Origin of the sequence: Priestia sp. TSO9 (assembly GCF_021029645.1) — a bacterium.
GTDB classification, from domain to species: domain Bacteria; phylum Bacillota; class Bacilli; order Bacillales; family Bacillaceae_H; genus Priestia; species Priestia megaterium_E.
Map to the genome: position 1 here is coordinate 601,810 of NZ_JAJEKD010000013.1, position 13,818 is coordinate 615,627.

Below are 13,818 nucleotides of genomic sequence, written 5' to 3' on the forward strand. Positions count from 1 at the left end.
GTCTTAACGTCTTAAGATAATAAATGAAGTAAAAATATGCTGATTGGCTTGAAGATAGCAGCTGATAAATCAGAAGGATTTGGAACATTTAAACCAAGTGCTTTACAGATGCTTACGACCATTCCGATTGCAAGAACTGTATAGAATAGCCACAGTTCTTTCTTTGCTTTTTTTTGCCGTAGTTTAGGTACTTCAAACCAAATGACGAGCGTGCAAACAATAAGCAACCCCAATACCCCTAGCATACACTAGCTCCTATACATGAATAATTAATGTTATATTTTCCTGAAAAATAATTACTTATACTGAAGGTGCATTCTTTATTAAAGGTTTGTGAGTTTTTATCCATTGCTAGAACGCCGCTTTTTATTTTGAATAAACCCTGCAATTAAAAGGAAAAGTGGATATAAGATGCCTACAAGTAAGCTGTAGGGAATCCACGTTTTTGTATCCCAATCCTTTTGATAAGAAACGTTTGGATACACAATAAGGGAAAGGGTAATCATAATGAGCGCGACTGGAAAAGAAAATAGCTTGTAGTCCTTTATATGAAATACATTGGCAAACCCTAAAAGAGTAGCGTAAAAGTAAATGCAAAGTTTAAAAAAGAGAGTAATAAACCACAAAATAGCAATGACTACTTCAATTCCTTGAAGAAAGTTTCCTACATCAATTCTTCTTCCTAATTCATAGCTTGGAAACATGGTGATTTGGGAGTAATAAGGACCAAGTACTAGAATTCCGAGTAAGATTAACGTAACCATCACTAGTCCACCGGCTATATTACCTATATAAAAGGATTGAGTGGCCTTTTTCGTGTCTGGTGTATGGGAAGGAAAAATCATAAGCAGAATAGTGTAAGTCAAAGAACTCATGCTTAAAAACGTTAAAACAGCCCGAATAAAAGCTTTTGGATGGATTTCGAACACAGGCTGAATATGCTCTATTTTAATTTGAGGGATCATAGACAAAATGAGAAGTCCGAATAATCCGACAAACCAAGGAAATAAAATCTCGGCACTTCGTGCAATAACTTCTATTCCTAGGCGTACTCCTACGATGACCACACCCATAAATGCAATGTGAATGGCTGTAAGCGGCGTGTAGGGAAGAATTTGTGTAGTGAGAAAATTCCCTACATAGTAAAGAACTTGACTGCTGATAAATAAATTGGATAACACAAAAACAGCAGAAACAATCTTTCCAAATAGTTTGCCTAAAATTTTTTCGTTCATTTCCATCAGCGTAAGTGTTGGAAACATTTTTCCTAGTGAGGTAAAAAGCAAAACTAAGCCAATGCCTGATGCTACACCGAAGAGTGCGGCAATCCAGGCATCTTGATGAGCATCAGCTGTAATAGCGGCAGGTACAACAATAATGGTGCTTCCGATGCTATACAAAGTTACTAATTTGCGAAACTGCGCAGCTGAAATATTGATTTCATTAAGCAAAATGAGCACATCCTTTTGCCATATACACTAATTAAGTGATCCAACGGAATAATAAGTGACTTAAAGGTCGAAACATTCCTTCTACCCAATCAGAAGGGTTCGGTAGAGGCAGCCGAAAGATTTTTGCAAGAGCGATTATGATACTGACTGTCATGAACACAATAAAAATGTTCCGTTCCTTTTTATGGGAGTGTTGAGGTAATCTTTTTATTTCCATCCATATAATCCCTGCACAAATGATCAAAAAGGAAAGAAACAAGTGCATGCAGTCAACCCCAATACATTTTTTCGTTCAGATAAGCTATTCGTATGATGTCCGCTAAAGAAAGTGATTATACATTTCTGTAAAATATAGAAAGTATTTCAGGAGACAGAAGATATTTTCTAGGGCTCTTAAATGATTGAGGGATTTGTTATGAGGAATATTTACTTAGCCTTAACCTATTGAAGCATCGTATGAATAAGTAGAAAAATGCCACACTAAAGAGTGAACAAATGGAAAGGAGCACTATGATGAAAAAATACCCATATAATAAAGATAAACAACAATCGTTTCAAGCAGCGCAGCAGGGGCATAAAGAAGCAGTAGATGCATATAAACAAGCAAATGAAGCTAAAAATGATGCATCGTACGGCCATGAAGCGAAGCAAGCGATAGGTGAAGTGAATGAAGCCTCTCAGCAAATTGAGAATGCGCTTGAAAATGCTTCTGAAACACAGCGTCAGCGTTTAACAGAGTTTCAGCAAGATATAAAAGATATGGAGAACGACCTTAATCAATAAAAGAGCCGCTGTTTTACTTAGGCAGGTTCACAATAGAGAGTATAAATTGTAAAAGCAGAAGATAATCAACTTCTGCTTTTTTTATTGGTAGTATGAACGTAGGTTTCGTCTATATAATTGCTTCTAGCTATTGTTTGGAGGGAAAGGCGAAGACTGGCACGGAAATCAACAGTGGTGTAATAAATAATCCATCATTCCATTCTTATTTTAAAAGGTATAGAAGTTAAAAAAGTAAGAATCCTAATAAAAACAGAAGAATAAGAATGGAAAGGGATTGTGACAGGAAACATGCTAATAAATATACTAATAATGATTGTCGTATTGTACTTCATATATGTATTCGTAACTGCAGTGGTACTGTTTTATGTCCCTTTGCACAAGGGAAAAGACTTAAAAGTAATGAATACTGAGAATTTTTACGGGAAGAAAGAATCCACAGACCGAGTTATGCTTTTAGAAAATGGTTATTTTTCAGGACTTGTTCGGATGCAGATGATTCAAGAAGCGAGGCATACAATCGATATTGCGTACTTTTCCATCGGTAAAGGTCGTTCTTCGGATTTACTTATGGGCGCTTTATTCGAAGCTGCGGATCGAGGTATACGTATTCGAGTGCTGTTAGACGGGATCTCTCATGGGTTAAAAGGCAAGAGAAAAAATGTTCTGTATGCTCTAGCTTTCCACAATAATATTGAATTAAAGTACTATGAGCCCTTTATTATTTTTAAACCTTGGACATGGCATAATCGTCTTCACGATAAAATAATAGTAGTCGATGGCCAATTAGGTATTAGTGGAGGACGAAACATTGGAGATAAATACTTGGCCAGTCAACCAAATAAAAATTTTGTCTATGACCGTGATGTGCTGATTTATAACACAAAGCAAGAAAGTCATAGTGCCATTCTCTCGATGGAGAAGTATGTAGAGAAATTATGGACTCATCCGTATACACGCAAAGCTTTTCCAAAGCTCAACAAAACTAAACAATTTCGTGGTCTTTCAGGAAAAAAATTGTTGATAGATCAATACGAAGAGGCCAAAAAAGCAAACGAACCTTTTGTTCATCCTTATATTGTATGGAGAGAATCAACGATGCCTACAAGAAAAGTTTCTTTTATTACAAATCCTATCCAAAGAATGAATAAAAGTCCTTTTATATGGAAAACATTTATTAAGCTTTCCCAACAAGCTGAAAAATCCATTGTTGTTCAAAGTCCTTATATCGTACCAACAAAAGAGATGGAACAGTATATAGATAAGCGAGTGAAACCAAAAGTGCAAAGAATTATTTTAACTAATTCGATTACATCCACGCCAAATGCTATGGCTTTTTCTGCATACCTGGGAGTAAAGAATCGCGTTATAAAAGCTGGTTCGAAGCTTTATGAATATCAAAAGCCTTATTCAATTCACGGGAAATCTGTTGTTTATGATCAGCGTTTAAGTGCAGTTGGTTCTTTTAACTTAGATTCACGATCTGTATTTTTAAACACTGAATCCATGGTTATGATAGATAGTGAAGAATTTGCAGCCGAGTTAACAAGAGCTATTGAAACTAAAATTTCTCACAGTATGCTTGTGGGAAATGAGGGAGAACCTGTGGAGTTTTATACGGATTCTCAAAAAAACGTGCCTCCTGTAAAATCTGCACTCCTACATATTCTTTCGGTCTTTACGCGATTTTGGAGACATTTTGTATAGCGCTGTGTTACAGCAGAGTCTTTAAAAACAAATAGCGGAGATTAAAGAGGCTGCAGCTGGTGAAAGGAATGTGTAAACAACTGTGATATGCCTCACAGTTTTTTGAAACCCCTAGTACTAGTTATGATTCATCAAAAGACCTATTGACGAAATTCCATATATGTTTTATTATGATATAGCGTCGTTCATAAACGAGGTTCTTTTGAAGAAATCATTTCTAGGGGCATAGTTTAAAGGTAGAACTACGGTCTCCAAAACCGTCAGTGTGGGTTCGATTCCTACTGCCCCTGCCATTTTGGAGTTATCTTTTAATTCACACGCGGGTGTGGCGGAATTGGCAGACGCGCTAGACTTAGGATCTAGTGTCTTATGACGTGGGGGTTCAAGTCCCTTCACCCGCATCTTTATTTTGATATATGCGCGGAAGTAGTTCAGTGGTAGAACACCACCTTGCCAAGGTGGGGGTCGCGAGTTCGAACTTCGTCTTCCGCTTCTTTTCAAAAGCAGTTTGCATGTGCAAACTGCTTTTTTGTTGTAGAAATAAAGAGTTTTAGTATGCTGTTTGTAATCAGAAATATTTTATTAAAGCAATACTGCTTATACGGGTTGTTTTCGTGAATATAGACACAATATTGGGGTTACATTAAAAGCTAATGAACGATACGTGAAGACATCTAATATGGTTTTTAAGATAGGGGAGAGTCCTATGGAATCTAGTTGGTTTTCAATTATACCGTTTTTAATTGTTATTCCCATAGCTATTTTCACCAAACAAGTGCTGCCAGGGTTGTTTTTAGGCCTATTAGTAGGCGCTTATTTGATTGATCATTCGATTATCGGAGGTGTTGAAAAACTGCTTCACTACGTTGTACAAGCTCTTAGAAACAAAAGTAATATAGAAATCGTCGTCTTTTTATACGCGTTTTCAGGGCTTATCGGAATGATTAAGATGGCTGGAGGAGTTAAGGGGTTTGTAGAAACAGCTGCTGAAAGAATTGATACAAGAAAAAAAGCCCTTATTTTAACCTATGTTTCAACCATTGGAACATTCAGTGCTCCCACATTTCGTTTTGTGACGATCGCGCCCATCATGAGAGCGCTGCTGAAAAAAGTGAAAATGACGACAGCAGAGCTAGGGTTTGTTATTGAAACAACTGCTACTCCTGTTATCGTCTTAATTCCCGTGGCAACGGCATTTGTAGGATACATGGTATCCATCATTCAAATGGCGATTGATCATCAAGGCATAAAACAAGACGCTTATTCTTTGTTCATTCAAAGCATTCCTTATAATTTCTTTTCGATTGTGATTATTTTAGTAGGGATTTATTTAAGCTTTTTTCATCATTCAACATCTACAGCTCCTATGAAGCTCAAGAAAGAAGACGAAAAAGATTGGCATGATTGTCATCCTTGCGTATCGAAGGATTTGCCTTCTAAGCCTTGGAATCTGTTAGTGCCTTTACTTATTGTGATTTCACTCACCTTACTTTTAACATGGTGGAGTGGACATCGTAAGAGTCACACCTTTTTTGAAGCATTTATTAAAGCAGACGTGCTAGAAGCGATGGTAGTAGCTTTAATTATGACTACGTTAATTACCCTCATTTTTTTCTTATTTCAGCGCTTTACATTACAGAATTTGCTTAATGGGTTTATCACAGGAGGGAATGACTTAATGTCCGTTATTCTGCTGTTATCGGTAGTATGGGGGTTATCCGCTGTTACAGAAGACTTGGGTTTTTCGAATTTCGTGACCGCACATTCTAAGTGGATTCCTCAAATGTTTGTCACTCCTTTTATGTTTGTGTTTGGAGCTGCTATTTCTTACTTTATCGGGTCTGCTTGGGGGACGTGGGGGATTTTAATGCCGCTTGGCGTATCGCTTGCGAGTTCTGCAGATATTTCTTTGCCGTTGATTATCGGTGCAGTATTTGCAAGCGGTTCATTTGGAGCGTTTTCTTCGCCTTTAAGCGACGATACGAATACCATCGCCAAAATATTAGATTTATCTGTTATTGAATATGCCAAATATAAATTAAAGCCAGCTTTAATTGCAGCTGGAATAACAGTTGCTTTTTATCTCGTTGTATCTTTCTTGTTTTAAATGAGGGAAATAGCCATCTAGTATCAATTTTTCATTTTTTTCAGCTTAAAGTATGCATACAGTCCTAATGATACGCACACTAGCATGATACAAGTAAGCGGAAATAAGATTGTATTAACAAAATGATCATAAAACCATATATACACGAACATCACCTCGATAATTTTAACGCCATTTTTCTATTTATTAGAGATATATACTATCTGTGCTGCTTCTTCCTATTTTTCAAAAAGGCGATAATCAAAAGCAGTATAGGTATGATAGAAAATAGCGGCATATGTAAAAGAAATCTCGCTACGTGCAGCCCTTCATAAAGGTGTTCTTGAAAATTACTAGCGATTGTAATCGACAGAAATAACACAATGATGCCTAAAGGATACGCTAGACGGGAAGGCGATTTAATTTTAAATAAAGTAGCTGTACTTATTATAGAAGCATAAAACAAGATGCTAACTTTAAAATAAATCCCAATAACCATAGCGAACATAAAAAATACATCTAGACGCTCTAAAAAATCAGCTACTTGGATCGTTTGGACAGTACTCAGAAGAGGGAACTGTGATCTTGTCGTCAAATCAACTCCAAGCACGCTAATGTTAATGATCATCGTAATAATTAGGTTAATTCCGCTTAATCCCGTTGCGCATATCATGGTGACACTCGCTTTTTTGGGATTGCTCAAATAAGGAAGAAGCATGGTAAATACAATAGCTTCCGTGAAAGGAAAATACAGCGTTTCGGTTAAAGCAACTTTTGCAACGGGCAGTACTCCTTCTTTTAATACCGGCTGTAAGTTCTTAAAATCAATTAGTCCTGAGCTAATAATTAAGATGAAGCCTGCCACAGCCAGAAAGTACATAAAAATAAACAGAAGCTCTCCTGACCGGGCTATCGCTTCAATTCCTTTTCGGGTAATATAGATAATGACCAGCATTAATAAGGCATTGGCAATAAATAAAGGAGTATCGGGATAAGCAAAAGTAAGAAGCATCTCTCCGAAATCTCTTAGAACTCGTGATGCATCGTATAAAAAATAAACGATATATACGAATGCAAGAAGCGTTCCCAGTGCCTTACCTAAAATTTTCTGCATATATTCTGTGGGCAGGAGGTCCGGATAGTAGGAATAGAGCTTGTGATAAACTAAAAAGAAGAAAAAACTGCACAGCATGCCAATTAAAATAGCTAGCCATGCATCTTGCTTCGCTCTCATTGCAAGAGGAACTAATAGAGCGCTTCCCAGTTCGAATAACACCATGAGAATAAATAATTGAGTGGCGCTGATTTTTGCTTTTTCCATATAGCCAGAACCTCCTTACCTCATTGTTGTTTTTCTTTTACGCTAGAGAGAAACGATTTATTGCGCAGACCCGTTCGGCGAATGTAAGCTTCTACTGTAACGTCTACATTCAATTTTGGAAAGTAAACGTCATCCCATTCTGATTTGAGTTTTTCCCACTGGTTAGGCCTCGTGCGTTCCAGCGCTGCTCCAAACCCAAAGATGTCAACTTTGTCTGTCTGAGCTTGTTTAATAGCTGTTTGTAATTCTTTTTTTATTTCTTTACCTGCTGCTTTTTCCATTTTTTTGAGTACAGCAGGTTGACGTGTATCAACAGGGACCTCCACTTCTCCAAGATCGCCTTCTACGCGAGTGTGAACGGACACATAAGGTTTTCCTTTTACCATTTTTACAGATACATCCGTTTTTTGACGAACTGTTTGATAGGCAAGCGCTTCTTTTTTTCCTTTCCAGTCTATATTAATATCGGTTCCTTGTATTTTATCAAGAATCCAAACGCTGCCTCTGGCTGGACTATTGTACAACCAGTCGATTAACTTTCCATTTTTAAAAACAGCAATGCCAGAAGCACGAAGGGTAGCTTCTGGTGCGCTTTGCTGGAGGTTAGCTAATTTTTCTGCTTGTTTAGGATTTCCAACTAAACGAAAACCCGAGACCAGTGCTTCTCCTCCGGGAGATTCGAGAGATCTCATCACTTCTTGAAAGGAAACCTTTAGATTTTCTCCCCATTTTCTTTGAGTGAACTCCAGCGTTTTCATAATTTTGTTTGCTGGAATTTTATCGACAGGTGTTAGTGCTTTTACCAAATCAGCAGCACTTGACTGGTTTGCGATTACTAAGGAAGTCGTAATTCGAAAATCAGGATCGCGATCAATAGAATCAATAAGAATGTTAATTCCTTCTTCACGCGCTAGTTTTTCTCCGATCACGACTAAGTTGGTATGGGCATAATAAAGTCTTCGGGAAATTCTAGCTGAAGCGCGCCTGCTTGCTTCAACTAAATTATCACCGGAAGCAGAATAGATCGTAACAGGCGGACTTTGGGTACCGCCGCCCCCTTGTAAGCCAGCTACATTTCCCGGGTTAATAATTTGAAAGGTAAGCTCATACCGCCCGTCTTTCGTTTTATCAATTCCCATTGCCGATACAAGTGCAAGATCCGTTAACTCTTTTTTACTCCAGCAGCTAGTAAGCAATACCATCATTATGGTCATTACCAGTAAAAATAAACTTTTACGTTTCATTTTGATCATCTTCTTCCATTTCTTGGTTGATCATACCTCTTGAAGAAGGAGGCTCAGGCTTTTGATGTTTGCTTTGACGAACTTTGTTATCAGTAATTAACTTAGGTCTTCTTCTCATCGTCCACCATGGCAACCGCATCAACGTATCTTCATTGCTTGCAGGAATAAACGGTGCTAATGGCGTCATATAAGGAACACCAAATGAACGTAAGCTGCACAGGTGTCCAACCCCCATTAAAAGAATAAGAATAATACCATAGAAACCGAATGTAGCCGCCCCTAATATAAATAAAAAACGAATTAAACGCGCTGAAATAGCCATATCGAAAGACGGCGTTGCAAAGCTAGCAATAGCTGTAATCGATACGATAATAACCATAGCTGGTGAGACGATCCCTGCTTGAACCGCTGCTTGCCCAATAACAAGAGCTCCGACGATCGATACGGCAGAGCCGATAGCTTTTGGTAAACGAATCCCCGCTTCACGTAAAATTTCAAAGGTGACTTCCATAAAAAAAGCTTCTACAAACGCGGGAAATGGAACGGATTCTCGCTGTGCCGCAAGAGCTACAATAAGCGTTGTGGGTACCATCTCTTGATGAAATGTCGTAACCGCCACATACGTAGCAGGAGCGATAAGTGAAATCATAAACATAAACACCCGCAAAAGACGAATGGACGTCGCAATATCAAAGCGTGCGTAGTAGTCTTCAGCCGATTGGAAAAATTGAATGAACAACGCTGGAGCAATAAGTACAAAAGGAGTTCCATCCACAAAAATAGCAATTCTTCCTTCCAAAAGGTTACCTGCCACCACGTCGGGTCTTTCTGTATTATAAATAGTTGGAAAAGGAGTGACCGTTTGATCTTCAATTAGCTGCTCAACATAACCTGATTCCAAAATACTATCAATATCAATGTTTTTTAATCGCTTTCGAATTTCTTTTACAACTTTATCGTTTGCGATGCCATGAATATACATAAGAGTGACATCCGTTTTAGTTACACGGCCAATCTTCATCGATTCTAGCCATAAGTCAGGTGTTTTAATAATTCGGCGCACCATGGCTAAGTTTGTGCCAATAGACTCAGTAAAGGCACCTTTTGGTCCCCGCACTACCATTTGGGTAGTAGATTCTGAAATGGCACGCTTTTCACCGCCTTGTGTACTTACGCTGAGTACGCGGTTTATGCCGTCGACAATAAGAAGGCTGTCTCCTGACATCAAAGAAGACAGTAAATCATTCCAGTTGTCTGCAAACGATACGTTGCCGATTGTTACGATGTCTTCGGAAATTAACTCTAATGCATTTTTATCGTTTAGTTCGTTTTTTTGATTATCTTTCATAAGAGACTGCAGTAAGTAATCTTGAATAGCCTGATTATCTACAATCCCTTCTATGTAGACGATAGCAGCAGCTAAACTGTTATTGACGCCTATTTTAAAATGACGAATCACAATATCTGAGCTGTTTCCAGTTTTCTCTTTAATGAGGGTAAGGTTCTCAGACAACAAATTCTTAAGAGAAGACACTGTTTGTTTGCTGTTCGTTTGATCTGCCTGAGGTTGAAGCTTATTTTTAGATTTTAGATTTTTAAAGAACGAAGGCATAAATGAAAGCACCCTTACTGTAGTTTTTATTAATTTGACCAAAAACCGTATAATTATGTAATTTTTAACAAAATATCTTTTGCATGACGGTAAATGAAAATGACGACCCTATGAGGTAAGTAACGATTAGGTGAGGAGTGAAAGGAATGAAAATTATTGGAGTTAGCCTGCTGCTATTTGGATCTGTGATCGCTCTGTCTGTAGGAATTGATCTTTTTCAAGGAACGAACGTACTGCAGGCACTATACAATGCGTTAAGCCCGTTTCGTGTAATGGAAGTGGCCGAATTATTTGTCCTTTTTTCTCTTTTGTTTTTCTTTTTCGCAGAGTCTCTTTATCTTCTTTTAAAGAAGCGGCAACAAAAACAACAGTAACTTGGTGCAAAAAGGTTTTTATCTCTTCACTATCGAAACAAGCGTATAGAAAGATAGCTTTGAGATAGGGGAGAACCACATGAACATTGATACTGACAGACTACTAATACGCAAATTTAACTATGAAGATTGGCAAGATGTCTACGCATATACATCTGATGCTCATGTCATGAAGTACATACCAGAAGGTGTTTTTAGTAAAGATGATGCAAAGAAATTTGTAAATGAAAATATGAAAGAAAATGCTAAAAATTTTCCAGTTGTATTAAAAAACGAAAAAATTCTAATTGGTCATATCGTCTTTTTTAACTATTTTGGGGACCATACTTATGAAATTGGCTGGGTATTTCATTCTTTCTATCATCAGAAAGGATATGCTTCAGAAGCGGCAAAAGCAATCGTGGACTATGGCTTTAACACAATGAACCTGCATCGGATTATTGCTACTTGTCAACCTGAGAATACGTCTTCTTATCGTGTTATGGAGAAGATCGGGATGAGAAGAGAAGGGTATTTTAAAAAATGTATTCCAACTGACAAAGGATGGTGGGATGAATATTATTACGCGATTTTAAAGGAAGAGTGGAAATGAGCTTTACTTTTACGGAATTGCATTTTTCGAGTTGTAAAGACGAAAACAAGCCCAATTTTTAAAAAATGAGCAGAACAGCAAACCAAAACGTCTAGGCAGACATACAATAAGCTATCCATGAGAAACACCCCATGTTTGAACCTTCTTTGTTTTAGCAACAGAAAATCACGTTGAAAGGGAGTGCTTGTATGTCTAATGCTGGATGTGGATTCGGTTCTGGTTTCGCTTTATTAGTTGTATTATTTATTCTATTAGTAATTATCGGATGTAGTTGTTATAGCGGTGGTTATGGTGGCGGCTACGGCTGCTAATTATATCACTGAATAGCCTAAAGAAATTTCTTTAGGCTTTTTTGTGTTTTAAAAGTCCGTTAGTTTCTAAGAAAATTACTTATTTATTAGCGGTTATGATAAACGATTGAACAATTAAAAGACCCTACCACGATCGATATCTGCTATACTTTTAATATAGATAATAACGCTTACATATATAGATCAGCAAACAAAAAAGAGAGGGCATAAGGTGAACTTTCCTATTTCGAAAAGTATTACAACTAAATATCTTCTTTTATTTACGGTTATTTTAATTGTCCCGGGCATCATCATTTATTACATCATTACGGGCTATGCAAGCAAAATTATTAAAGAAGATGTAAAGGTTCAAAACATTGCAAGTAAAGACATTATAGCTAAAAGGTTGAATTCAGAAATTGAGCATGTAGCTTCGCAGCTGCAGCTTATTGCAGGAGAGGGGCTAGAGTCAGATCTTAACATAAATAGAATGTATAACCGAGCTAAACAAGCAAATTCACAAAGTTCAGTTATTCATTCGATTTACTATATCAATGAACAAAAACGCGTAAAGTTTGAAACGCCTTTTGCTTCAAGCCAAAACAATTTAATGTATCATCACCCTAATTTTACCCAAGTATATTGGACACATACGTACGCTTTATCGGATCTTATTCAAAATTATCGTCATCAAAAAGTAGTAACCATTTCTGTACCCGTTCTTACTAATGATAAAGAATTTAAAGGAATTATTGTTGCAGAACTAAGCCGGGATTATTTATCAGAGGTGTTAAAAAGCGTCAGCCTGTCACGAGGACACTTCGGTTTTTTAACGGATCGCAAAGGAAATGTCATCGCATCTACAAGCGATAAGCAGCTTAACAAGAAGTTTTCAGTAGACAAAATACCAAACGTTTCTGGCTATACTCACATAAATCATAATGGACAAGAGAGTTTAGCAGCTTATCAAACGAACCAAGAAGGCTGGAACTTGGTTTACGGTGTACCGACTAACGTAGCCTTTTCTCCTTTACATAAATTATCTCTTTTACTGCGCGTTAGTTTTATTAGTATATTGCTGCTTGCTTTATTTTTTATATGGTTAGGCATCAAAAATATTTTACAGCCAATCGTCAAGCTTACAAGCTATGCAAAAACGTACCGGAATTCTCAAACGTTCGTGCCATTAAATAAAGAAGCGCCGGCAAAGGATGATGAGCTGAGTATATTGACACGTACAATTATTGAAATGGGAAACAGCAATTACGAAAAACAAAAAATGCTTGAGCAAAGTGAAAGATACCTTCACGATGTATTAGAAGGAATTCCTTATGGGATTATTACAATTGACCCGAGGAGTAAAATTACATACGTGAATCAGCAGTTTGAAAGAATGGTTGCTTTTCAGCGCCAGGACATGATTGGTTTTAACTTAAAAGATTTACCAATAAAATCTGAAAGCGTAGATTTTATTTTGCTTCACACATTGGCATCTGGGAAAGACATGGAAGAGATAGAAAGCTATATTCTCGATTCAGACGGCAGAAAAAGAATTGTTAAAGTTACGACATCTACTTTTTATACCGACACAAGTGAAGTGATGGGGATTATCGCGGTCATGCAAGATATTACCGAAATAAAGCAGTTACAGCTAAGACTGCAGCAAAGTGATAAGCTAGCGTCTATCGGACAAATCACGGCAGGAATTGCCCATGAAATAAAGAATCCTCTAGCCATTTTATCAGGATCAGCTGAACTTTTGCTGGATGAAGCGGAAGAAAGCGCCTGCTCAGAAGAAGTAAAAGAGCTTGCTGCGGACGTATTCATCGTTGTAAGCCGTCTCAAAGAGATCACAAATAATTTTCTTAATTTTGCAAACATGAGTCAAAAGGAAAAGAAAGAAGTGTCACTTGTACAAGTGTTAGAAGAAGTGTTTCATTTACTGCGTTTAAAGTGTAATGAAGCAAACATTAGCATTGTAAAAGACTTTGAAGAAAAATGTTTGATTACAGGGGTCTATGATCAATTGATTCAAGTATTTTTAAACATTGTCTTAAACGCAATGGAAGCAATGGATGAGGGCGGGTATATTATCGCTTCCATTCAAACGATGAATATGAACGAAGAATATGTGGTTGTTCGTATAGAAGATACCGGTTCAGGCATTAACAAGCAGGACTTAGAGTGGCTGTTTAATCCCTTTTACTCCACGAAAGAAACAGGTTCAGGACTAGGGTTAACGATTGCAAGAGATATTGTAAAAGAACATGGAGGAGAATTATTTATTGAAAGTATAGAAGGCAAAGGGACAACCATTACATGCCGTTTTCCCAAACAGAAAAATACAAAAGGAGGCTAAAA

12 protein-coding genes and 3 tRNA genes are annotated in these 13,818 nt (G+C 37.3%); 10 read left to right on the top strand and 5 right to left on the bottom strand.

Features of this window, described 5'->3' with window-relative positions:
* Nucleotides 1-11: 11 nt before the first annotated feature.
* Nucleotides 12-245, bottom strand: coding sequence for a hypothetical protein (locus tag LJC66_RS11280; RefSeq protein ID WP_028408627.1), 234 nt, complete (start codon nucleotides 243-245; stop codon nucleotides 12-14).
* Nucleotides 246-341: 96 nt separating this feature from the next.
* Nucleotides 342-1,460 (bottom strand): GerAB/ArcD/ProY family transporter, encoded by a 1,119-nt coding sequence (locus LJC66_RS11285; protein ID WP_230932567.1) that lies wholly within the window; start codon nucleotides 1,458-1,460, stop codon nucleotides 342-344.
* 504 nt (nucleotides 1,461-1,964) lie between these two features.
* On the opposite strand from LJC66_RS11285, the gene LJC66_RS11290 reads away from it, so the two are divergent.
* The 6 genes from LJC66_RS11290 (at nucleotide 1,965) to LJC66_RS11315 (ending at nucleotide 6,045) form a co-directional block, all read left to right on the top strand.
* Complete coding sequence (locus tag LJC66_RS11290) at nucleotides 1,965-2,234, top strand: hypothetical protein (protein ID WP_230932568.1); 270 nt, start codon at nucleotides 1,965-1,967, stop codon at nucleotides 2,232-2,234.
* Between the two features lie 309 nt (nucleotides 2,235-2,543).
* The gene (locus LJC66_RS11295) at nucleotides 2,544-3,938 is read left to right on the top strand and encodes a phospholipase D-like domain-containing protein (RefSeq protein WP_374199214.1); all 1,395 of its coding nucleotides are present in this window, start codon (nucleotides 2,544-2,546) and stop codon (nucleotides 3,936-3,938) included.
* Between the two features lie 219 nt (nucleotides 3,939-4,157).
* Nucleotides 4,158-4,231: transfer RNA gene (locus tag LJC66_RS11300), tRNA-Trp, on the top strand.
* Nucleotides 4,232-4,257: 26 nt separating this feature from the next.
* Nucleotides 4,258-4,339 (top strand) — tRNA-Leu (locus LJC66_RS11305).
* 19 nt (nucleotides 4,340-4,358) lie between these two features.
* A tRNA-Gly gene (locus LJC66_RS11310) sits at nucleotides 4,359-4,430 on the top strand.
* Nucleotides 4,431-4,644: 214 nt separating this feature from the next.
* Nucleotides 4,645-6,045: a Na+/H+ antiporter NhaC family protein gene (locus LJC66_RS11315; protein WP_230932570.1), complete on the top strand. Its 1,401-nt coding sequence runs from the start codon at nucleotides 4,645-4,647 to the stop codon at nucleotides 6,043-6,045.
* A 199-nt stretch (nucleotides 6,046-6,244) separates the two neighbouring features.
* Here LJC66_RS11315 and LJC66_RS11320 read toward each other — a convergent pair whose 3' ends face one another.
* From LJC66_RS11320 to LJC66_RS11330, 3 genes are read right to left on the bottom strand one after another with little or no spacing between them, the layout of a single operon-like run.
* Nucleotides 6,245-7,345 (bottom strand): GerAB/ArcD/ProY family transporter, encoded by a 1,101-nt coding sequence (locus LJC66_RS11320; protein ID WP_060745708.1) that lies wholly within the window; start codon nucleotides 7,343-7,345, stop codon nucleotides 6,245-6,247.
* A gap of 20 nt (nucleotides 7,346-7,365) precedes the next feature.
* Nucleotides 7,366-8,589, bottom strand: coding sequence for a Ger(x)C family spore germination protein (locus LJC66_RS11325; protein WP_195694063.1), 1,224 nt, complete (start codon nucleotides 8,587-8,589; stop codon nucleotides 7,366-7,368).
* A complete protein-coding gene (locus LJC66_RS11330; RefSeq protein WP_195694061.1) occupies nucleotides 8,579-10,201 on the bottom strand; it encodes a spore germination protein in 1,623 nt (540 codons plus the stop codon). Before LJC66_RS11330 ends, LJC66_RS11325 begins: the two co-directional genes overlap by 11 nt.
* Before the next feature lie 146 nt (nucleotides 10,202-10,347).
* On the opposite strand from LJC66_RS11330, the gene LJC66_RS11335 reads away from it, so the two are divergent.
* The 4 genes from LJC66_RS11335 to LJC66_RS11350 all read left to right on the top strand — a co-directional run bounded on the left by LJC66_RS11335 (nucleotide 10,348) and on the right by LJC66_RS11350 (nucleotide 13,816).
* Complete coding sequence (locus LJC66_RS11335) at nucleotides 10,348-10,575, top strand: YczF family membrane protein (RefSeq protein WP_045290361.1); 228 nt, start codon at nucleotides 10,348-10,350, stop codon at nucleotides 10,573-10,575.
* A 79-nt stretch (nucleotides 10,576-10,654) separates the two neighbouring features.
* Nucleotides 10,655-11,167, top strand: coding sequence for a GNAT family N-acetyltransferase (locus LJC66_RS11340; RefSeq protein WP_195694059.1), 513 nt, complete (start codon nucleotides 10,655-10,657; stop codon nucleotides 11,165-11,167).
* A 188-nt stretch (nucleotides 11,168-11,355) separates the two neighbouring features.
* Nucleotides 11,356-11,478, top strand: coding sequence for a YjcZ family sporulation protein (locus LJC66_RS11345; protein ID WP_013056948.1), 123 nt, complete (start codon nucleotides 11,356-11,358; stop codon nucleotides 11,476-11,478).
* 211 nt (nucleotides 11,479-11,689) lie between these two features.
* Complete coding sequence (locus tag LJC66_RS11350) at nucleotides 11,690-13,816, top strand: sensor histidine kinase (protein WP_230932571.1); 2,127 nt, start codon at nucleotides 11,690-11,692, stop codon at nucleotides 13,814-13,816.
* Nucleotides 13,817-13,818 lie beyond the last annotated feature (2 nt).

Bases quoted from the DNA above. Each gene is read 5' to 3' on its own strand.
- LJC66_RS11315 (WP_230932570.1), top strand. From the start codon at position 4,645: ATGGAATCTAGTTGGTTTTCAATTATACCGTTTTTAATTGTTATTCCC.
- LJC66_RS11345 (WP_013056948.1), top strand. From the start codon at position 11,356: ATGTCTAATGCTGGATGTGGATTCGGTTCTGGTTTCGCTTTATTAGTT.
- LJC66_RS11335 (WP_045290361.1), top strand. From the start codon at position 10,348: ATGAAAATTATTGGAGTTAGCCTGCTGCTATTTGGATCTGTGATCGCT.
- LJC66_RS11320 (WP_060745708.1), bottom strand. From the start codon at position 7,345: ATGGAAAAAGCAAAAATCAGCGCCACTCAATTATTTATTCTCATGGTG.
- LJC66_RS11330 (WP_195694061.1), bottom strand. From the start codon at position 10,201: ATGCCTTCGTTCTTTAAAAATCTAAAATCTAAAAATAAGCTTCAACCT.
- LJC66_RS11280 (WP_028408627.1), bottom strand. From the start codon at position 245: ATGCTAGGGGTATTGGGGTTGCTTATTGTTTGCACGCTCGTCATTTGG.
- LJC66_RS11290 (WP_230932568.1), top strand. From the start codon at position 1,965: ATGAAAAAATACCCATATAATAAAGATAAACAACAATCGTTTCAAGCA.
- LJC66_RS11340 (WP_195694059.1), top strand. From the start codon at position 10,655: ATGAACATTGATACTGACAGACTACTAATACGCAAATTTAACTATGAA.
- LJC66_RS11325 (WP_195694063.1), bottom strand. From the start codon at position 8,589: ATGAAACGTAAAAGTTTATTTTTACTGGTAATGACCATAATGATGGTA.
- LJC66_RS11295 (WP_374199214.1), top strand. From the start codon at position 2,544: ATGATTGTCGTATTGTACTTCATATATGTATTCGTAACTGCAGTGGTA.